The organism is Mesorhizobium sp. BR1-1-4, from assembly GCF_020165375.1.
Lineage (GTDB): Bacteria > Pseudomonadota > Alphaproteobacteria > Rhizobiales > Rhizobiaceae > Mesorhizobium > Mesorhizobium australicum.
This window is the reverse complement of the sequence record NZ_JAIUIB010000016.1, coordinates 1-18246: the sequence shown is the minus strand read 5'-3', so window position 1 is coordinate 18246 and position 18246 is coordinate 1. Positions and strand designations below refer to the sequence as shown.

Genomic DNA, 18246 nt, shown 5'->3' with positions numbered 1-18246 from the left:
GCCCCATGCGAAGTGCCGGCTTCAGGCCTGGACCTTCACCGCGACCGACAGGTCGTTCCGCGCCACCGGCAGGTCGTCCCTCGCGACCGGGAGGTCGTCGGCAATGTCGCGCATCTCGGCGAGGCTGCGCTGGTCGAGCACCTCGGCGATCGCCTGCCGGACTTCCAGCATCAGATGTCGGACTTGGCATGTCGCCTCGTTGCAGTCTTCACAGCGCTGATACTGTGTGCGGCTGGCGCAGGGGATCGGAGCCAACGGCCCGTCGAGGACGCGCACGACGTGGCCGACCTTGATCTCGTCGGCGGGCCGGGCCAGGCGATAGCCGCCCTCCTTGCCCTTCCGGCTCTGGACGAAGCCGGCATTGCGCAGCTCGCCCAGAATGGCGTCGAGGAATTTCTTCGGGATGTTGTTGCCGGTCGCGATATCGCCGACGAAGGCGAGCCGTCCGGCCGGCATGTGCGCGAGATGGACGAGCGCCTTGAGGCCGTACTTGCCTTTTTTGGTGAGCATGAACCGAACGTTTCTCTGTCGTGCGATGGCCTTAGGCCATCCGTTGCGAAACGCCTCGCGTGCCTCCCCGCCGCGCCGAAGCCTCCATGACACATAAATTCCAGTGACATGATATACAAGCCAATTGCGGTTGATCTTGCTTGATTTTCAACTCGTTGCGGCGATTTTAGGCCCGCCTTGTGACACCGATGACACGGAAACATCGCTTGCTTGCATGAAGGCCTGCAGCCGGAAGCCGGTGACGCCAGCGATGTGGTGAGTACGGCCCGGTATTCAGCGCCTCCAATCTATTCGATAAGATTACTATACTTAAGTGCCGGCACGCGGAACTCCATTCTAAATTCTCTGCCATTCGAAGCATCAGTTTGCTGGAGGTAGGGAAAACCCGGAATTCTCGTTTGAACCTGTCTGTATCTGCAACGGTCGAGGTCGAGCCCTCGGGCAAAGTTGATGGGCTCGCCGCTCTTGGACGACGGCAACCGTCACTTCCGCCGTGGCGGCCCGCCGCCAGTGGCTTTTTTCCAACAAGCTCTCCTTCCTTGGAAGGATTTAACTCTACAAGAATCATGGAATTAGAGAACTATGGACATGCAATCCGGTTTTACCTTTTCATGGAGCCCTTTGATGCCCACCATTTCGCGACGCATTCTCCTTCTGTCGTCGGCCGCCCTCGCCGGCGCCGCCTTCCTCAGCCCGGCGCTCGCCGAAGACCTGAAGATCACCATCGGCTACCAGACGGTGGTCGAACCCTCGAAAGTGCCGCAGGCCGATGGCGCCTATGAAAAGGCGACCAAGGCCAGCATCGACTGGCGCAAATTCGATTCCGGCGCCGATGTCATCGCTGCGGTCGCCTCCGGCTCGGTTGATATCGGCTATGTCGGCTCGAGCCCGCTGGCGGCCGCCGCCAGCCGCGAACTGCCGATCCAGACCATTTTCGTCGTCGGCCTGATCGGGCAATCCGAGGCGCTGGTCGCCCGCAACGGCGCCGGCATCGAGAAGGTCGCAGACCTCGCCGGCAAGAAGGTCGCCGTGCCGTTCGTGTCGACGACGCATTACAGCCTGCTTGCCGCGCTCAAGCACGAGAATGTCGATCCGAAATCGGTCCAGATCCTCAACCTGCGGCCGCCGGAAATCGCCGCCGCCTTCGCGCGCGGCGATATCGACGCCGCCTATGTCTGGGACCCAGCGCTGGGCCAGATCAAGACATCCGGCAAGGTGGTGCTGGATTCCTCGCAGGTCGCCGCCTGGGGCGCGCCAACCTTCGACGCCTGGATCGTGCGCACCGACTTCGCCGAGAAGAACCCGGAAGCCGTGCGCGACTTCGTCAAGGTGACGGGCACCGCCTATGCGGACTATCTCGCCAAGCCCGACGCCTGGTCGGTGTCGTCGCCGCAGGCCGCCGCGATCGCCAAGCTCACCGGCGCCAAGCTGGAAGAGGTGCCGGAGCTGCTCAAGGGTTATGTCTTCCCCACCCTGGAAGAGCAGGCATCCGGGAAGTTCCTCGGCGGCGGTACGGTCAGTGCGATCGCGGCGGCATCCGCCTTCCTCAAGGAGCAAGGCAAGGTCGACGCGGTGCTGCCGGACTATTCGAAATACGTCACTTCGAAATACGTCACCGAGGCGCTGGCCTCGAACTGACGCCTCGCACACGCGGCTCTCCTTCCCTGACGCCGCGTGTTGCCTGTCCCGAAGCCGCAGACGAGGCGCGGTTTTGGGGCAGGCGGATATCCTTCCAATCGGCGAGGGCCCATGCTGCATCTCGTGCTCGACAAGATCTCCATCCACTATGACGGCCAGCCGGCACCCGCCGTCGAGCACGTGTCGATCGGCGTTGCCAAGAACGATTTCGTCGTCCTTGTCGGCCGCTCCGGCTGCGGCAAGACCTCGCTGCTCAACGTCGCCGCCGGCCTGGTCATACCGGCGCGCGGCAGTGCCACGGTCAATGGCAAGCCGATCACCGGGCCCGGTTCGGACCGGGCCGTGGTGTTCCAGAACGATGCGCTGTTTCCGTGGCTCACGGCGCGCGAGAACGTCGCCTTCGCGCTCAGGCTGCGCGGTGTGAGGCCAGCCGAACGGGCGCGCCGCGCCGATGAACTGCTGGCGCTGGTCAAGCTCGCTGAAGCCGGCGACAAACGCATCTGGGAGCTGTCCGGCGGCATGCGCCAGCGTGTCGGACTTGCCCGGGCGCTCGCCGCCGAACCCGAATTCCTGCTGCTCGACGAGCCGCTCGGCGCGCTCGACGCGCTGACGCGCGAGCGCATGCAGACGACGCTGCTCGACCTCTGGACGGCAAGCCATGCCGGCGTGCTGATGGTGACGCACGGCATCGAGGAGGCGCTGGTGCTCGCCACCCGCATCGTCGTGCTGGCGCCCGGCCCGGGCCGCGTGGTGCGAACCTTAGAGCCGCGCTTCTCCAGGCGTTACGCGGCAGGCGAGCCCATTCGCGCCATTAAGGCCGATCCGGCCTTCGCGGCGGCGCGCGGCGAACTGACCGACGCGATCTTCGAGGGAGAGGCGGCATGACCATTTCCTCCTACACCGAACGGCCCGGTTCAAGGACAGACGAAATCGACGGCCTGTCGGTGCCCTGGTCGAGGCCACGGGCGAAACGGACAGGCGTTTCGGCGCGCATGGTCAGCGCCGCCACCATCCTGGCGGTGCTGGCGCTCTGGACACTGTCGGCCCGCCTGCAACTGGTGTCGCCGGTGTTCCTGCCCTCGCCGCTTGCCGTGTGGGACAAGTTCATCGTGGTTATCAGCGACGGCTTCGTCGACGCGACGCTGCCGCAGCATGTCGTCGCCAGTCTGGGCCGCGTCTTTGCCGCGCTGGTCGCCGCCATCCTGGTCGGCGTGCCGGTGGGGCTCGCCATCGGCATCAGCACGGTGGGGCGCGGCATCTTCGATCCGCTGCTCGAATTCCTGCGGCCGATCCCGCCGCTGGCCTACCTGCCGCTGGTCATCATCTGGTTCGGCATCGGCGAGCCGTCGAAGATCCTGGTGATCGCCATCGCCATGCTGGCGCCGGTCGCGCTGTCGACCGCCTCGGGCGTCCGCGGCGTCTCGCGGGAGCGCGTCAACGCCGCGCGTTCGCTTGGTGCGACTCGACGCCAAGTGGTCCGCCACGTGATCCTGCCCAGCGCCCTGCCCTCGATCCTGACCGGCCTGCGCATCGCGCTCGGCGCCGGCTGGTCGACACTGGTCGCGGCCGAGCTGGTGGCGGCAACGCGCGGGCTTGGCTTCATGATCCAGTCGGCGGCCCAGTTCCTCGTCACCGACGTTGTGATCATGGGCATATTGGTGATCGCCGCCATCGCCTTCGTGCTCGAATTCACCATCCGCCGCATCGAGCGCGTGCTGGTCCCATGGGCGGGGCGGGAATGATCGGAAAAGGAGAATGACGATGACCCATTCCACCGCCGTGTTGTTTGCCCATGTCAGCGCCTGGCTGCTCGGCCTTGCTTCCGACGAGAACGCGGCAAGTGACGACAGCCCGCGCTCGCCGGCGCCGGTCCATCTCCGCGCCGGGCGCGATCGCCTGCCACCTCGCGACGAGAGTTTTTACTGGGCCTGGCAGTACTGGTCGCAGTGAACGCAGTCGCCACGGGCGGCGCGCTCAGCAGCGGGCGCGCTTGCTCGAAAATCAACCATGCCCACGGTTCGCCCATACCAGGCCGGCCAGGCCGACCAGCATGGCGGCGAGTCCGATATAGAGCCATTGCGATTGGCCGGTCATGAAGCTGCCGCCGACCACGCCGATCCCTTGCAGCGACCACAACGCACCGATCGCCAGCACAATCAACGCCAGCAGATTTTTGGTCAGTCTCATTGTCGGATCTCGCTTTCCCAGTCGATCGAGAGCGGCGCCACAGCCGCGATGAAAGAGCCAAAGGAAGTGGCTCGATCCCAGCGGTTTCTACTTGGAGATTAATCCCGGATCTTGTCAAACGGATCTCGGATATCGGCACGAACATCATCGATAACTGATGAAATCTGGTCCGAAAATCCCTGACAAACTGTTACCCCCTGACTCCAAACGTGTGATCTTGCCATGGAACCGCCAGATCACTGCCGCATTTCCTGCCTTATTTCCCACCTAACGGCTTGGGTCTGTCAAAAACGGAGCCATCCCCCAAATATGAAGACCACGAAACAGACCGCGCTTGTCGCGGTAACGATCGCTGCTGGCCTGATGGTCGGCGCCTCCGCCACTTCGGCAACCGCCGCCGCCGGTCAGTGTGGCCGCGCTTCCTGGTACGCGCTGCACTCGAGGACCGCATCGGGCGAGCGTATGAACCCCTCGGCGATGACCGCCGCCCACCGCACGCTGCCTTTCGGCACCAAATTGCGGGTCACCAACAAGAACAACGGCCGCAGCGTCGTCGTGCGGATCAACGATCGCGGTCCCTTCATCAAGGGCCGGGTGCTCGACCTGTCGAAAGGCGCCGCCGGCCAGCTCGGCTTCATCGGCTCCGGACAGACCTCCGTCTGCATGGCGCGCGTCTGATTTGACCCTCTCCTGACCATGAGCCTTCCCGACCGCGGATCAGCGCAGCAACCGGGAACTTTCGGGATCATGGTCAGGCGGGCGCGAGAGCCTGACACATATCCTACACATTTCGGCACTGCACATTGAGCCGGCTGGGCCGGCCGTGCCCGGTTTTCAAGGCCTTCGGCGAAAGAAGCATTGGTCACGCCACGTGACGTATTGCATCGCAGCAATTAGTTGTTAACTTCCCCGCGAGACATCTAGGGCTCGGCGCTGATCGTCGTCCCTTCGGTCGCGGGGTAACGTATGTTCTACCAGCTCTACGAAATGAACCACGCGGCCTTGCAGCCGGCGCGGCTCTATGCCGACGCGGTCCGGTTGTTCTACTCTAACCCGCTCAACCCGGTTTCGCATACGCCCTGGGGCCGTTCCATCGCGGCCGGCGCCGAACTGTTCGAGCGCACCACGCGCCGCTACGGCAAGCCGCGATTCGGCCTCGCGAAGACGGTGGTCGACTGGAAGAGCGTCGCGGTCACCGAGAAGACCGTCTGGTCGAAGCCGTTCTGCAATCTCGTCCGGTTCGAGCGCGCCGTTCCCGCCGGGCGCAAGGCCGACCCGAAGCTTTTGATCGTGGCGCCGATGTCGGGCCATTATGCCACGCTGCTGCGCGGCACGGTCGAGGCGATGCTGCCCTATGCCGATGTCCATATCACCGACTGGGTCGACGCCCGCATGGTGCCGCTGGCCGATGGCAGCTTCGATCTCGACGATTATATCGACTACGTCATCGACATGCTGCACACGCTGGGTCCGGACACGCATGTGATGGCCGTGTGCCAGCCTTCCGTGCCGGTGCTTGCGGCGGTGGCGCTGATGGAGGCGAAGGGCGATCCCTTCGTGCCTTCGACGATGACCCTGATGGGCGGGCCGATCGACACCCGCCGCAACCCGACCGCCGTCAATCTGCTGGCCGAGGAAAAGGGCATCGACTGGTTCCGCGACAACGTCGTCATGCGCGCGCCCTGGCCAGTGCCGGGCTTCGGCCGCGAGGTCTATCCCGGTTTCCTGCAGCTTTCGGGCTTCATGAGCATGAACCTCGACCGCCACATCATCGCCCACAAGGAATTCTTCATGAACCTTGTGAAGCACGATGGCGACAATGCCGAAAAACACCGCGACTTCTATGACGAATATCTGGCGGTGATGGATCTGACGGCGGAGTTCTATCTGCAGACGGTCGACACGGTCTTCGTGCGCCATGCGCTGCCCAAGGGCGAGATGACGCATCGCGGCACCAGGATCGATCCGTCCGTCATACGCAACGTTGCCCTGTTCACGGTCGAGGGCGAGAACGACGACATTTCGGGTCTTGGCCAGACCAAGGCGGCGCAGGATTTGTGCGTCAACATTCCCGCCGACAAGAAGGCCCACTACATGCAGCCGGCAGTCGGCCATTACGGCGTCTTCAACGGCTCGCGCTTCCGCTCCGAGATCGTGCCGCGCATCGTCGACTTCATCACCAGCTATGGCCGCCAGAACCGCGTCGCGGTGAAGCCGAAGCTGGTCCGCACCGCCAAGCGGTAGGCGGTTTTGAAACGGAACCGGACGCGGGTCCGATTTTGTTGCACAAGTGCCGCTCTGCCTCCCCGCGGGTAACCATGCTGCAAATCAGGCCGACGTCGTAATTGACACGGAGTGTAAATCGCCCTTAACGTTTCGTTAACAACAGGGCGAGCGGGGACAATGAATTCCTCAACCATGCGAAGGCTGCGCGTATGCGCGGCAGCAGGGCTGGCGTTAACGGGGGGCTGGATGGCACCGGCCTGGGCTTCGGGCGCCATGGCCACCGGGGGCCTCACCTCGCAGCCGATCGGCCACTACGATTTCTGCAAGCAGCGTCCAGGCGAATGTTCGATCCGCCCGGCCAATCTCGCGCCGGCGGTGCTGACCGACGGGTTGATGCGCAAGCTGGTCAACGTCACCGCCAGGGTCAACGCCGCCGTCAAGCCGATGAGCGACATGGACATCTACGGCAAGGACGAGGTCTGGGCCTATCCCGACAAGGGCGTCGGCGACTGCGAGGACTACGTGCTGGAGAAGCGGCGCCAGCTGTCCCGCATGGGCATGTCGCTCGCCGATCTCCTGATAACCGTGGTCCGCAAGCCCGACGGCGAAGGCCACGCCGTGCTGACGGTGCGCACCGATGGCGGCGACTATGTGCTCGACAATCTGACCGACAAGGTCAAGTCTTGGGACCAGACCGGCTACCGCTTCCTCAAGCGCCAGGCGATCGACAACACCGGCCGCTGGGTCTCGATCCGCGGCGGCCAGCAGGTTCTGGTCGGCTCGGTGCAGTAGGGCCATAGCGGGGCACCTGCCTGAGGCGGCGCCACCCCGGCGCTGCCATACCGTTACATTCTGCACCGTTGCGAAGCTCGCAGATCGCGGCATGGATCCTCGGGGCTGCGCGTCCGCTTCGCTCCCGCTCCGCCCGTGGATGGATGAACCGTGGAGGTTCCGCAATCTCTGGGGCCTCTGCCATTGCCGCACTGCTGACCCACGGCTCCCTTTGGGGACCCTCCAGAAAATTTCCGCATCCCTCCGTGAACCATTTCCGTTCGCCCGGCGACACACAGCCGTGAACCGAACCAACCCAAATCATGGAGACTTCAAATGACTGCTTTTCTGCGCAACACGCTTCTCGCCGCCGCCGCCGTTTCGGCGCTCACCGGATCAGCTCTGGCCGGGCAGACCATTCCAAGCTGCGCCAACACCAACCTCAACGATTTGTGGGCCGGCCGCTGTTGCGGCGAGGCCGGCGCGTCGGACTGCCTGGGCGGTGGAAATGGCGGCCAGGGCCATGGCGACCATGGTCGTGGCGGCAATGGCGGCAGCACGGCCGGCAAGAATTGATCGCACCGCGGCTGCCCGCCGGCTGCTCGCCGGCGGGCGCTGTCTTCTACGATCGCCGGCCCAGCGCCGCGCGGATCGACGCGGTGATGCGCAGAAGCTCGGCTTCATCGAGTTTCTCGATGGTCTCGGCCAGAAGATTGGCAAGTTCGGTGGCGGCGGGGGACAGGCCCGACGTATCGAGTTTCACCCGCGGATGCGAGGTTTCGGCCAGCCGCGCCAGCTCCTCGGCATCGTCCCAGATGATGTTGAAATAACCGATGATCTTCTGGATCAGCGTCCAGGTCGGCGCGCCGCGCCGGCCATGCTCGAGCGCCGAGAGATAGGCGGCGCTGACGCCGATCGCCGCCGCCATGTCCTTCTGGCTGACGCCGCGCTCGGCCCGCAGCGCCCGCAGCCGCTCGCCGAACGGCGTCACGAGCGCGCCCGCCGCAGCCTGATATAAAGCGCGCCCGAGCCGCCATGGTTCCGGGCGGCATGGTCGTGGCTGGAGACCAGCGGCCGGAACGCGGGTGTCGACAGCCAGGCCGGGACGGCGCGCCGCAAGATGCCATCGCCGCCCGAGGAAGACCCCTTGCCGGTGATGACCAGCACATAGCGGACGCCGCCGGCATGCGCCCGGTGCAGGAACGAGAACAGCAGCGAATAGGCCTCGTCCTGCGTCATGCCGTGCAGGTCGACGCGGCCCTCGATCGGCAGCCGGCCTTTCTGCAGCTTGTCCAGCGTCGGCTCGTCGAGCCGGTGCGTGACATGCTGGACCTTCGGTTTTGCAACAGCCGTCGCGTTGGCGGCGGGCTGGACCGGCTGCGCCGGCGCCGGCCTGGCATCGACGGCCATGTCCGGAATGTCGACCGCAGCGCGGCCCTTGAGCGGCTTGGCGGTGCGCGCCACCAGGTTCCACAGCACCCGGTCGTCATCGCTGAGTTTATCGCCTCGCTTGCTCATCTCGCGCCCCCGGCCAGCGCTCGCGGCACCAGCGCATAAAAATCGGCGGCGTTGCGCACCACGCCGGCGATCTCGCCGGCGGCATCGCCCGAGCCGGCGAACAGGTCGCCACGCGCCGGCCCTGTTATGGCCGAGCCGGTGTCCTGCGCGATCATCAGCCGCCGAAACGGGTTTTTGTCGAAGGCGGTGAGCGTCGGCGCGTCGATGTAAAAAGGCGTGCCGAATGTGTGCAGCAGCCGGTCGACGGCCATCGAGCGGCCCGGCGTCAGCGGCACCTTGGCGGCCGCGATCGGACCGAGCGCGGCATCATCCACTGCAGCCTCGCGGAAGAAGATGTAGGAGCGGTTTTGCCACAGGATTTCGTCGACCCGCCCAGGATGCGCCTTGAACCAGGCGCGGATCGACTGCATGGTCACGTCGGCCAGCGGGATTTCGCCGAGCCCGCTCAGGATTTTGCCGGGACCCGTAAAGCGCTGGCCTGACTTGGCGGCGTAGGTGACGCGGCAAAGCCGCCCGTCGGTCATGACAAGCCGGGCCGCGCCTTGGACATGGATGAAGAAGGCATCGACCTTGTCTGCCAGCCAGGCGATCTCCAGCCCCTGGCCCGCGAGCGCGCCGCGCTCGATCGCGCCACGGTCGGGATATTCGGCCAGCCCATCGACGGTCCGGCGCGCGAAGGCGAGGTAAGGATCCATCCCGGCGGGCCGGTTGGTGTCGTCGACATCGACGAGATCGGCCGGACGCGACAGCAGCGGCACGGCAAAATGCTCCGTCCGCACCGGCGAGGCCTCGACTTGCGGTTCGTAGAAACCGGTGACGAGGCCGGCGCCAGTTTCGGGCCGCACCAGCATGGGGACAAAATGGCGCTCGAAGAAGGCGCGCGCTTCGGACGAACTGGCGGCGGGGGCTTCACGCGCTTGCGCATAAGCCTCGGCGAAGGCGCCGAAGTCGACGCCCAGCGCGCCGCTGCGATAGGGTTTTACCGGCACATGGAAGGCGGACCGGGCAAAGGCGGCGAAGGCCGGCAGATGGTCGTCGTCGCCCCAGCCGGGCAGGTCGCCGAAAGACCTTTCAACAAGGAGAGGCGACAGCGACACCGGAGCCTGCCTTTGCCGGACTCAGTCTTCTTCTTCGGTGGCGACGAGCTTCCAGTTCGGATCGCGCGAGCGTGTGTCGCGGGCGAAGGTCCAGACATCCTTGACCTCGGCCACCGTCTCGGGATCGCCGTCGATCACCGTACCGGCCTGGTCGCGCGTCGCCGAGATCAGCTCGCTGATGATGCGCAGCGTCACATGCGCCTCGCCGCCCTTCATCTCGGCCGAGACGATGTCGGCCTTGTCGATGCCGACGAAGGAGGACTGGATCTTTTCCGACTTGGCCTCGCGCTCGCCGATCGCGGCGACGAAGCCGTCATAGACCTCGCGCGACAGAAGGTTCTTCAGCGTTTTGCGGTCGCCGTCGGCATAGGCCATGACGATCATTTCGTAAGCCATCTTGGCGCCGTCGACGAACCCCTTGGGATCGAAGGAGGGGTCGTTGTCCTTGATCGCGCGCAGGCCCTTGTTGAGATCGGTGTCGGGCTTGGCGAAGGCGTCGATGGCCGTGTAGGCGTCGGCCGGCGCCGGCTCGCCGGGCGCCCGCTTGCGCGGCAGCGAAACGACATTCTCGGGCTTCTGCGTGGCGTCCTTGTCGGTGCGCGCCGCCGTGTAGGGGTCAAAGGGCGGCCGCTCGCTACCGGTCCGGCGGCCCAGCACGTTGCGCAGCTGGAAGAAGATCACCACCGCCGCGATCAGGAAGAAAATCGTGCCGAAGTCGAAGAAGCCCATATTTTCCGCCAATCAATCCCTGCCTCTAGGCCGGACCGTCCAGCCCAGCAGGCCGCGGTCGCATAGCGTTCACCATTCAAAGCATATAGAACGCAAGGCGCAATCATTCAAATCAAAGGCAGGCATACCTATCTAACAGCCTCCGTGCCAGCGGCGATTGGCCGCCAGCGGGACAAAACAATTGAATGATCGGTAAAGACTTGCGCATTTCGCTGCTTCCCCTCTTTCTCCTCGCGCTTCCGCTGCTGGAAATCGCCGGTTTCGTCGTCGTCGGCCGTGAGGTCGGCGCGCTGGCGACGGTCGGCCTGGTGCTGGCCTCGAGCTTCGCCGGCGTGCTCTTGCTGCGTCAACAGGGTTTCGGCGTCATGACCCGCATCCGCGCCGAGATGGCCGCCGGCCGCGACCCCAGCGGCCAGCTCGCCCATGGCGCCATGATCGTGGTCGCGGCGGTGCTGCTGATCATTCCCGGTTTCATCACGGACATTGTCGGCCTGCTCCTGTTCCTGCCGCCGGTGCGCGACCTTGCCTGGAGCAGGCTGAAGGGCCGCATCGTCGTGGCCAGCAATTTCTCCACCGGCGGCTTCCGCCGTCAGCGCGACAAGGTCATCGACCTCGGCGACGGCGACTATTCGCGCGAGGACGACCTCAAGCGCGGCCCGGACCACAATTCGCCGTGGCGGCGGCTGAAGGACGATTGAGACTGCATCGATATTCAGGTGATGCCGGTCTGCAAAGGGCGGCTTCCTGCGCTTCCGGTGCTCACGTACTTCAAGTACGCTCCGCTCCGGTTCTCGGAAACCACCCTTTTCGCCTCGGCCTGACCTGAATCTCGATGCAGTCTGGGTCCGCTCCGGTCACACGGCGGCAAACCTTGTCTTGTCATGCCGGCCATGGTAGCGAACGCCCGATTTCAATTCGGTCAGCCCCGATTCAATTCGGTGAGCGAGACTGCCCAGGGGAAAAGGATAGTGGCTCATGGCCAGCAATGATGACGCGCCGGTCGGCGCCAATGGCAACGGCAACGCGGCACAGCCGTCGCTCAACGTGCTGGCCCAGTATGTGAAGGACCTGTCCTTCGAAAGCCCCGGCGCGCCGAACTCGTTGCGCGGCCGCGACAAGGCGCCCGGCATCGCCATCAACGTCAACGTCAACGCCAACCCGCTCTCCGACAAGCAGTTCGACGTCAATCTGACGCTGAACGCCAAGGCCTCCTTCGACCAGGAAGTGCTGTTCAACGTCGAGCTGGTCTATGGCGGCGTCTTCGCCATTTCGGGCTTCCCGCAGGAGCACATGCTGCCGATCCTGTTCATCGAATGTCCGCGCCTGCTGTTCCCCTTCGCCCGCCAGATCATCGCCGAGGCGACGCGCAATGGCGGCTTCCCGCCGTTGATGCTGGACCCGATCGACTTCGCGCAGATGTTCCAGCAGAAGCTGGCCGAAGACCAGGCCGCGTCCTCCAAGACCCAGGTGAGCTGATCCTCGGCTGACAGGGATCGCTTGAAAAACCCGGCCTCGCGCCGGGTTTTTTGTTCTGGTGGATTGACCGATCGCGCCATGGGTCGACCCCCACTCCGTCGAGCTTCGCTCGACACCTCTCCCCCGATCGACGGGGTAGAGGAAAGGCGCGACCTCGCCAAGCGCGTTCCTTCCTCTCCCTCCGGAGGGGGGAGAGGTGGCTCGGCGAAGCCGAGACGGAGTGGGGGAAGCCGCTGGTGAAACGCGAAGCCGCAGGCAAACGCATCGCTCTTGCTCGCAATCCGACCGATCCCCTGCGGGGGAGATGGCTAGCAGACAAGAGGTGGTGCGACCAGGTCCGTCCACCCCCTGCGGAGCATCGCACAAGTCCTGCGGATTCCAGAACATTCCGCCACGTCACCCAGCCCTATCATTCCCTCTCAGGCAATGGCGCCCCGGCGGTCGCAGCCGCGCCGCGTCGGCTTGTCCGCCGGGGCGAGCCTGTTTCCGTGCAGGCCGTCGTCCCAAAACCGCTGGGCAATTTTGGGCATGCACCAACAAAAGAGGGAACGACGATGAAATTCATGCTGACCGACCGCAAACTTCACCCGCGCGCCAAACCTGTCGCCGACGATTTCAGGACGGGCGGCATCAGCCGCCGCGAATATCTGGCGCTGATGGCCGGCCTCGGCGTCAGCGCCGCCGGCGCTTTTGCGCTGGGCGGCATCGCCCCGACGCCCGCCCGCGCCGCCGAGCCGAAGAAGGGCGGCGTGCTGCGCGTCGCCATGAACGTCAAGGGCTTCAAGGATCCGCGCACCTTCGACGGTGTCGAAATGTCCAACGTCGCGCGTCACTGCAACGAATATCTGGTGCGCTGGAATACCGACTTCACCTTCGAGCCCTGGCTGCTCGAAAAATGGGAGATGAGCGACGACGCCAAAACGCTGACCTTGCATGTGCGCAAGGGCATCACCTGGTCGAACGGCGACGCCTTCAACGCCGACGACGTCGTCCACAATCTCACCCGCTGGTGCGAAGCCGGCGTTGCCGGCAATTCGGTCGCCGCGCGCATGGGCGCGCTGGTCAATGCCGACACCAAGAAGGTGGTCGATGGCGGCATCGAGAAGGTCGACGACTACACCATCAAGCTCAACATGCCGAAGCCGGACATTTCGCTGATCGCCGGCATGGCCGACTATCCCGCGTTGATCATGCACCGCTCCTATGAGGGCGACGGCGACCCGATGAAGGCGCTCGCCATCACCACCGGCCCGTGCGAGCTGGTGAAATGGGACGCCGAGACGGCCGCGGAGGTCAAGCGCCGGGACAAGCCCTGGTGGAAGGGCGAGTTCTACCTCGATGGCATCCAGTGGATCGACTACGGCTCCGACCCCAACGCCATGCTGTCGGCCTTCGAATCCGGCGAGATCGACACCGATCACGAGACCGCTTCCGACGCCGTCTCGCAGACCGACAAGATGGGGCTGAAGAACTCCGAGATCGCCACCGGCTCGACCATCGTCGCCCGCTTCAACGTCGCCAACGCGCCCTATGACGACGTCAAGGTACGCCGCGCCGCCCAGCTTGCCGTGGACAATTCCGCCGTGCTGAAGCTCGGCCTCGATGGCCGCGGCAAGCCCGCCGACAACCACCATGTCGGCCCGATGCACCCCGAATATGCCGATATCGGTCCGGCCAAGCGCGATGTCGAGGCAGCGAAGACGCTGCTCGCCGAGAGCGGCAAGGCGGACCACGAATACGACCTGATCTCGGTCGACATCGAATGGCAGAAGAGCACCGGCGACGCCATCGCCGCGCAGATGCGCGAGGCGGGCCTCAAGATCAAGCGCACCGTGCTGCCCGCCGCCACCTTCTGGAACGACTGGAGCAAGTTCCCCTATTCCTGCACCGAATGGCTCGGCCGCCCGCTCGGCGTCCAGGTGCTGGCGCTGGCGTATAAATCGGGCGCCGCCTGGAACGAGAGCGCCTATGCCTCGAAGGAGTTCGACGCGCTGCTCGACAAGGCGCTCGCCATGCCCGACCCCAAGGCCCGCAAGGAGGTCATGGCCAAGATCGAGCAGAATTTGCGCGATTCAGGCATCATCATCCAGCCCTACTGGCGTTCGGTCTACCGGACCTACCGCAAGGGCATCGAAGGCTGCGAGCAGCATCAGGCGCTGGAACAGCATTTTGAGAAGGTTTGGATTGAGAGTTGACGCGGGCGCGGCGTTGAGTTCCTCGCCCCCGCGAAAGCAAGGGGTTCGGCGCAGCCGGGACGGAGCGGGGGACGCCCTCCGCGAAGTCAAAGCCGGCTAACGAGAAGCGCCCGGCTGTTGCATGCATATCTCGGAGGTCGGCGCCGCCCCTCATTGCCCTGCCGGGCATTTCTCCCCGTATAGAGACGGGGAGAAAGACGCTGGCCGCAACGCCGGCGCCTTTTCTGCAAACGTTGGCGATTGGCGAAGCCGCCGATCACAGCGCCCCTCTCCCCGTCACTATACGGGGAGAGGATGCCGGCAGGCAGGTGAGGGGCGGCGCCGACGTCCGTCTTCCTGTCGCGGATTCCGACGACGGCAGACAGCGTCTACCGTCCCAGCCTCAGCAGGGCCCAGATGCAGCCGGCGAAGGCCAGCACCAGCAAGGGATAGCCGGCGGCGGGCAGCGGCGCCGAGGTCGGCAGCAAGGACGCGCCCCCCAGCACCATGCCCACCGACACCAGGAACAGCACGGCGGCAACGAGCCCGGTCACCCGCATCCACAGCGCGAAAGTGTCCGGCGCGCTGACCATGATCAGTGCCGCCGCCCAAAGCGAGATGCCGCCGACATAGGAAGGCACGCTGGCCTGCAGGCCAGCCGCATTACCTGATAAAAGCAGGCTCTCGCCTGCGAGGAAGGTCAGGAACCCGGCCGCCACGCAATCATGCCCAGCCGCTGATACTTCATCGTGAGCAGCGCGGCCGCCACCACCAGCGCCACGCCGTCGATCGCCCACAGCGTTTCGCGCAGCGCATCGCTCGCCACGAAGGTGCCGGCAAGGCCGAAGATGCCGCCGATGGCGAGGCCGAGCGCGGCGATGGTGTCTAGAGTGGAGCGCATGTGATGTCTCCCGCTAGCAGCCTAAGAATACGGCAGGGATGAGGTGTTCTCCAAGCGGCGCGCGACGAACAGGCGGGCCGTCAGCAGCCCCCTTTGGAAGCCTGAGATCGTCCTCATCAGGAACCGCCCGGTCACTGGAAAGAGTTCTTCGGCGGTGTTGTCGCGGACCTTGATGGGAAGCGGAATGTAAGTGACTTTTTCGTCATGCCGCGCTCAATAGTTCATACCAAGCAAATCAGCTCTGCTGATTTCCTGGCGGCGCAACTCAAGGTAAATAAATGGAGCTCTACGAGAGAGATATTCCAAATCGACAATCCCGCTCGCGTAAAGGGAGACGTACTCCTCTCTCGAATCGACAACGATATCATCGTTCAATTTCAGAATTTCGATCGTGTCGCTCAGGAGCCGATCATCAAGAAATCCCTCACCAACGAATACAAACAAGCTTGAAAAATCGAGCCGAAACATCTCTGGCTGCACGTCGAAAGGATCAACAACGGTCTTTGTTCCTTTCCTTGCGTTTAGCAAGGGAGCAAACGAATCGCAAATTGCTCCACTCATACGCCAGATTCGGGCTAATCTTCCGGGGAATAAAATGGTCGGCCGAATTCGCGCCGGTGTCCAACGAAATCCAATGACAGGTATAGGCACATATTCGTCTGTACGCCTCACTAAGATCGGGAAGTTCCTCAATCCCCCATCTTCAGCGCCTGGATAAACGCCTCCTGCGGGATATCCACCTTGCCAAACTGCCTCATCCGCTTCTTGCCCTCTTTCTGTTTGTCCAAGAGCTTGCGTTTGCGCGAGACGTCGCCGCCATAGCACTTGGCGGTGACGTCCTTGCGGAGCGCCGAGATGGTTTCGCGGGCGATGACCTTGCCGCCGATGGCGGCCTGGATCGGGATCTTGAACAGGTGGTGCGGGATCAGCTCCTTGAGCTTCTCGACCATCTGGCGGCCGCGCTTTTCGGCCGCCGTGCGGTGCACCAGCATCGACAGCGCGTCGACCGGCTCCTCGTTGACCAGAATCGACATCTTCACCAGGTCGCCCTCGCGGTAGTCGGTCAGGTGATAGTCGAACGAGGCGTAGCCTTTCGAGATCGACTTCAGCCGGTCGTAGAAGTCGAAGACGACTTCGTTGAGCGGCAGGTCGTAGGTCAGCATGGCGCGTTTGCCGACATAGGAGAGGTCGGCCTGGATGCCGCGCCGGTCCTGGCAGAGCTTTAGAATTCCGCCGAGATAGTCGTCGGGCGTCAATATGGTGGCGCGGATCCACGGCTCCTCGATGGCAGAGATCTTCACGACGTCGGGCATGTCGGCCGGGTTGTGCAGTTCCTTCATCGAGCCGTCATTGAGGAGCAGCCGGTAGACGACGCTGGGCGCGGTGGCGATCAGGTCGAGGTTGAACTCGCGCTCCAGCCGCTCCTGGATGATTTCCAGATGCAGCAGGCCCAGGAAGCCGCAGCGGTAGCCGAAGCCGAGCGCTGCACTGGTTTCCATTTCATAGGAGAAGGAGGCGTCGTTGAGGCGCAGTTTGCCGACGGCGGCGCGCAAATCCTCGAAATCGGCGGCGTCGACCGGGAACAGGCCGCAGAACACCACCGGCTGCGCCGGCTTGAAGCCGGGCAGCGCATGCGCGGTCTGGCGCTTGTCCTCGGTGATGGTGTCGCCGACGCGCGTGTCGGCCACTTCCTTGATCGAGCCGGTGAAGAAACCGAACTCGCCGGGGCCGAGCTCGTCGACATTGATGCGGGCGGGCGTGAACACACCGGTGCGCTCGACCAGGTACTTGGCGCCGGTGCCCATCATGCGGATGGTCTGGCCCTTCTTCAGCACGCCGTCGATGACGCGCACCAGCACGATGACGCCGAGATAGGCGTCGTACCAGCTGTCGACCAGCATGGCTTTGAGCGGCGCCGTGGCATCGCCCTCGCGCGGCGGCGGCAATTGGTGGACGATGGCTTCCAGCACGTCGGGAATGCCAAGCCCCGTCTTGGCCGAGATCAGCACGGCGTTGGAGGCGTCGATGCCGATCACCTCCTCGACCTGCTCGCGGATGCGCTCGGGCTCGGCGGCCGGCAGGTCGACCTTGTTCAGCACCACGACGATCTCGTGGTTGTTGTCGATGGCCTGGTAGACATTGGCCAGCGTCTGCGCCTCGACGCCTTGCGAAGCGTCGACCACCAGCAGCGAACCCTCGCAGGCGGCGAGCGAGCGCGACACTTCATAGGCGAAGTCGACATGGCCGGGCGTGTCGATGAGGTTGAGGATATAGTCCTCGCCATTGTTGGCGCGGTATTTCAGCCGCACCGTCTGCGCCTTGATGGTGATGCCGCGCTCGCGCTCGATGTCCATCGAGTCCAGCACCTGCTCCTTCATGTCGCGCAGCTCCAGCCCGCCGGTGGACTGGATCAGGCGGTCGGCAAGCGTGGATTTGCCATGGTCGATGTGGGCGACGATGGAAAAATTCCGGATGTGGTCGAGGGGCGTGCTCATGCCGCGCGCTTTAGCAGGGGCGGCAAGCGGCGGCAAGGCTTGGCGCCCAAGGGCTGCCTTGCCGCTCACAAAGCGGTGAGATCAGCGAAAAAATCGAAAAAACCGGCCTACGGGCAAAGAATGCATAAACTTTGATGGGTCACATTAGAGCTTGGTTCGCCGGCTCGTGGTAATTGCACGCTCGCTAATGTCTGTCGGGGGTTTGAAATGTTCAGGATTTTGCGCGGCTTTGCCCGCTCCCGCAGCGGGTCGATGATGCCGCTCTTCCTGATGAGCCTGATGCCCCTGATCGCGGTCATCGGCTTCTCGGTCGACTATACAAGCGCGGTCCAGACCAAATCCAACCAGCAGCAGGCGCTGGATGCCGCGATCCTGACGATCACGACCATGGACATCACGTCGACGCTGGCGCAGCGCCAGACGCTGCTGCAGGATTCCTTCGCCGCAAACGGTGGACAAGGCACCGCGACGCTGACCAACTTCGTGGCCGGCAACACCACCACCGCCACCACGGCGCAGGCCAC

The 18246-nt window shown here is 64.3% G+C and carries 22 protein-coding genes; 12 read left to right on the top strand and 10 right to left on the bottom strand.

The window, feature by feature from the left end; all coding sequences use genetic code 11:
* Positions 1 to 21: 21 nt before the first annotated feature.
* Positions 22 to 510 (bottom strand): RrF2 family transcriptional regulator, encoded by a 489-nt coding sequence (locus LB571_RS27375; protein WP_015314723.1) that lies wholly within the window; start codon positions 508 to 510, stop codon positions 22 to 24.
* A 624-nt stretch (positions 511 to 1134) separates the two neighbouring features.
* Between LB571_RS27375 and tauA the strand changes: the two genes are divergently transcribed.
* The 4 genes from tauA (at position 1135) to LB571_RS27355 (ending at position 4098) form a co-directional block, all read left to right on the top strand.
* Complete coding sequence (gene tauA, locus LB571_RS27370; protein WP_015314724.1) at positions 1135 to 2148, top strand: taurine ABC transporter substrate-binding protein; 1014 nt, start codon at positions 1135 to 1137, stop codon at positions 2146 to 2148.
* A 111-nt stretch (positions 2149 to 2259) separates the two neighbouring features.
* Positions 2260 to 3033, top strand: coding sequence for a taurine ABC transporter ATP-binding protein (locus LB571_RS27365; RefSeq protein WP_224599518.1), 774 nt, complete (start codon positions 2260 to 2262; stop codon positions 3031 to 3033).
* On the top strand, positions 3030 to 3890 hold the full coding sequence (locus tag LB571_RS27360) for an ABC transporter permease subunit (RefSeq protein WP_224599517.1): 861 nt from the start codon (positions 3030 to 3032) through the stop codon (positions 3888 to 3890). The genes LB571_RS27365 and LB571_RS27360 overlap by 4 nt, the downstream gene beginning before the upstream one ends.
* Before the next feature lie 19 nt (positions 3891 to 3909).
* On the top strand, positions 3910 to 4098 hold the full coding sequence (locus LB571_RS27355) for a hypothetical protein (protein WP_224599507.1): 189 nt from the start codon (positions 3910 to 3912) through the stop codon (positions 4096 to 4098).
* 51 nt (positions 4099 to 4149) lie between these two features.
* Here the strand turns inward: LB571_RS27355 and LB571_RS27350 are convergent, their stop codons facing one another.
* A complete protein-coding gene (locus LB571_RS27350) occupies positions 4150 to 4335 on the bottom strand; it encodes a hypothetical protein (RefSeq protein ID WP_015314728.1) in 186 nt (61 codons plus the stop codon).
* A gap of 309 nt (positions 4336 to 4644) precedes the next feature.
* Between LB571_RS27350 and LB571_RS27345 the strand changes: the two genes are divergently transcribed.
* The 4 genes from LB571_RS27345 to LB571_RS27330 all read left to right on the top strand — a co-directional run bounded on the left by LB571_RS27345 (position 4645) and on the right by LB571_RS27330 (position 7908).
* The gene (locus LB571_RS27345) at positions 4645 to 5013 is read left to right on the top strand and encodes a septal ring lytic transglycosylase RlpA family protein (protein WP_015314729.1); all 369 of its coding nucleotides are present in this window, start codon (positions 4645 to 4647) and stop codon (positions 5011 to 5013) included.
* A 288-nt stretch (positions 5014 to 5301) separates the two neighbouring features.
* Positions 5302 to 6579, top strand: coding sequence for a polyhydroxyalkanoate depolymerase (locus LB571_RS27340; protein ID WP_140619858.1), 1278 nt, complete (start codon positions 5302 to 5304; stop codon positions 6577 to 6579).
* Between the two features lie 159 nt (positions 6580 to 6738).
* Positions 6739 to 7353: a transglutaminase-like cysteine peptidase gene (locus LB571_RS27335; protein ID WP_140619860.1), complete on the top strand. Its 615-nt coding sequence runs from the start codon at positions 6739 to 6741 to the stop codon at positions 7351 to 7353.
* A 315-nt stretch (positions 7354 to 7668) separates the two neighbouring features.
* Positions 7669 to 7908: a hypothetical protein gene (locus LB571_RS27330; protein WP_140619862.1), complete on the top strand. Its 240-nt coding sequence runs from the start codon at positions 7669 to 7671 to the stop codon at positions 7906 to 7908.
* 46 nt (positions 7909 to 7954) lie between these two features.
* Here LB571_RS27330 and LB571_RS27325 read toward each other — a convergent pair whose 3' ends face one another.
* Genes LB571_RS27325 through LB571_RS27310 form a run of 4 tightly spaced genes read right to left on the bottom strand, consistent with a single transcriptional unit; the run spans position 7955 to position 10676 of the window.
* Positions 7955 to 8323: a helix-turn-helix domain-containing protein gene (locus tag LB571_RS27325; protein WP_015314733.1), complete on the bottom strand. Its 369-nt coding sequence runs from the start codon at positions 8321 to 8323 to the stop codon at positions 7955 to 7957.
* Entirely contained in the window at positions 8320 to 8850 is a 531-nt protein-coding gene (locus tag LB571_RS27320) for a Smr/MutS family protein (protein WP_224599505.1), read from the bottom strand. Before LB571_RS27320 ends, LB571_RS27325 begins: the two co-directional genes overlap by 4 nt.
* A complete protein-coding gene (locus LB571_RS27315) occupies positions 8847 to 9947 on the bottom strand; it encodes a murein transglycosylase A (protein ID WP_224524780.1) in 1101 nt (366 codons plus the stop codon). The genes LB571_RS27320 and LB571_RS27315 overlap by 4 nt, the downstream gene beginning before the upstream one ends.
* Before the next feature lie 21 nt (positions 9948 to 9968).
* A complete protein-coding gene (locus LB571_RS27310; RefSeq protein WP_015314736.1) occupies positions 9969 to 10676 on the bottom strand; it encodes a Tim44/TimA family putative adaptor protein in 708 nt (235 codons plus the stop codon).
* 200 nt (positions 10677 to 10876) lie between these two features.
* On the opposite strand from LB571_RS27310, the gene LB571_RS27305 reads away from it, so the two are divergent.
* The 3 genes from LB571_RS27305 (at position 10877) to LB571_RS27295 (ending at position 14347) form a co-directional block, all read left to right on the top strand.
* Positions 10877 to 11374, top strand: a complete 498-nt coding sequence (locus LB571_RS27305; protein WP_083883153.1) for an FxsA family protein — start codon at positions 10877 to 10879, stop codon at positions 11372 to 11374.
* A gap of 277 nt (positions 11375 to 11651) precedes the next feature.
* Positions 11652 to 12152: a protein-export chaperone SecB gene (secB, locus tag LB571_RS27300; protein ID WP_015314738.1), complete on the top strand. Its 501-nt coding sequence runs from the start codon at positions 11652 to 11654 to the stop codon at positions 12150 to 12152.
* Between the two features lie 554 nt (positions 12153 to 12706).
* Positions 12707 to 14347 (top strand): ABC transporter substrate-binding protein, encoded by a 1641-nt coding sequence (locus LB571_RS27295; RefSeq protein WP_224599503.1) that lies wholly within the window; start codon positions 12707 to 12709, stop codon positions 14345 to 14347.
* 368 nt (positions 14348 to 14715) lie between these two features.
* On the opposite strand, the gene LB571_RS27290 is transcribed toward LB571_RS27295, so the two are convergent.
* The 4 genes from LB571_RS27290 to lepA all read right to left on the bottom strand — a co-directional run bounded on the left by LB571_RS27290 (position 14716) and on the right by lepA (position 17722).
* Complete coding sequence (locus LB571_RS27290) at positions 14716 to 15045, bottom strand: hypothetical protein (protein WP_224599500.1); 330 nt, start codon at positions 15043 to 15045, stop codon at positions 14716 to 14718.
* Positions 15027 to 15227 carry a hypothetical protein gene (locus tag LB571_RS27285; protein ID WP_140719501.1) on the bottom strand — a complete coding sequence of 67 codons (201 nt, stop codon included), beginning with the start codon at positions 15225 to 15227 and terminating at the stop codon, positions 15027 to 15029. Before LB571_RS27285 ends, LB571_RS27290 begins: the two co-directional genes overlap by 19 nt.
* A gap of 213 nt (positions 15228 to 15440) precedes the next feature.
* Positions 15441 to 15788 (bottom strand): hypothetical protein, encoded by a 348-nt coding sequence (locus tag LB571_RS27280; RefSeq protein ID WP_224599498.1) that lies wholly within the window; start codon positions 15786 to 15788, stop codon positions 15441 to 15443.
* Between the two features lie 128 nt (positions 15789 to 15916).
* On the bottom strand, positions 15917 to 17722 hold the full coding sequence (gene lepA, locus LB571_RS27275; protein WP_140712023.1) for a translation elongation factor 4: 1806 nt from the start codon (positions 17720 to 17722) through the stop codon (positions 15917 to 15919).
* A gap of 207 nt (positions 17723 to 17929) precedes the next feature.
* Between lepA and LB571_RS27270 the strand changes: the two genes are divergently transcribed.
* The coding region (locus LB571_RS27270; RefSeq protein WP_224599496.1) for a TadE/TadG family type IV pilus assembly protein at positions 17930 to 18246 on the top strand (317 nt) is incomplete at its 3' end.

Bases quoted from the DNA above. Each gene is read 5' to 3' on its own strand.
- LB571_RS27375 (WP_015314723.1), bottom strand. From the start codon at position 510: ATGCTCACCAAAAAAGGCAAGTACGGCCTCAAGGCGCTCGTCCATCTC.
- tauA (WP_015314724.1), top strand. From the start codon at position 1,135: ATGCCCACCATTTCGCGACGCATTCTCCTTCTGTCGTCGGCCGCCCTC.
- LB571_RS27365 (WP_224599518.1), top strand. From the start codon at position 2,260: ATGCTGCATCTCGTGCTCGACAAGATCTCCATCCACTATGACGGCCAG.
- LB571_RS27360 (WP_224599517.1), top strand. From the start codon at position 3,030: ATGACCATTTCCTCCTACACCGAACGGCCCGGTTCAAGGACAGACGAA.
- LB571_RS27355 (WP_224599507.1), top strand. From the start codon at position 3,910: ATGACCCATTCCACCGCCGTGTTGTTTGCCCATGTCAGCGCCTGGCTG.
- LB571_RS27350 (WP_015314728.1), bottom strand. From the start codon at position 4,335: ATGAGACTGACCAAAAATCTGCTGGCGTTGATTGTGCTGGCGATCGGT.
- LB571_RS27345 (WP_015314729.1), top strand. From the start codon at position 4,645: ATGAAGACCACGAAACAGACCGCGCTTGTCGCGGTAACGATCGCTGCT.
- LB571_RS27340 (WP_140619858.1), top strand. From the start codon at position 5,302: ATGTTCTACCAGCTCTACGAAATGAACCACGCGGCCTTGCAGCCGGCG.
- LB571_RS27335 (WP_140619860.1), top strand. From the start codon at position 6,739: ATGAATTCCTCAACCATGCGAAGGCTGCGCGTATGCGCGGCAGCAGGG.
- LB571_RS27330 (WP_140619862.1), top strand. From the start codon at position 7,669: ATGACTGCTTTTCTGCGCAACACGCTTCTCGCCGCCGCCGCCGTTTCG.
- LB571_RS27320 (WP_224599505.1), bottom strand. From the start codon at position 8,850: ATGAGCAAGCGAGGCGATAAACTCAGCGATGACGACCGGGTGCTGTGG.
- LB571_RS27310 (WP_015314736.1), bottom strand. From the start codon at position 10,676: ATGGGCTTCTTCGACTTCGGCACGATTTTCTTCCTGATCGCGGCGGTG.
- secB (WP_015314738.1), top strand. From the start codon at position 11,652: ATGGCCAGCAATGATGACGCGCCGGTCGGCGCCAATGGCAACGGCAAC.
- LB571_RS27295 (WP_224599503.1), top strand. From the start codon at position 12,707: ATGAAATTCATGCTGACCGACCGCAAACTTCACCCGCGCGCCAAACCT.
- LB571_RS27285 (WP_140719501.1), bottom strand. From the start codon at position 15,227: ATGCGCTCCACTCTAGACACCATCGCCGCGCTCGGCCTCGCCATCGGC.
- LB571_RS27280 (WP_224599498.1), bottom strand. From the start codon at position 15,788: ATGAGTGGAGCAATTTGCGATTCGTTTGCTCCCTTGCTAAACGCAAGG.
- lepA (WP_140712023.1), bottom strand. From the start codon at position 17,722: ATGAGCACGCCCCTCGACCACATCCGGAATTTTTCCATCGTCGCCCAC.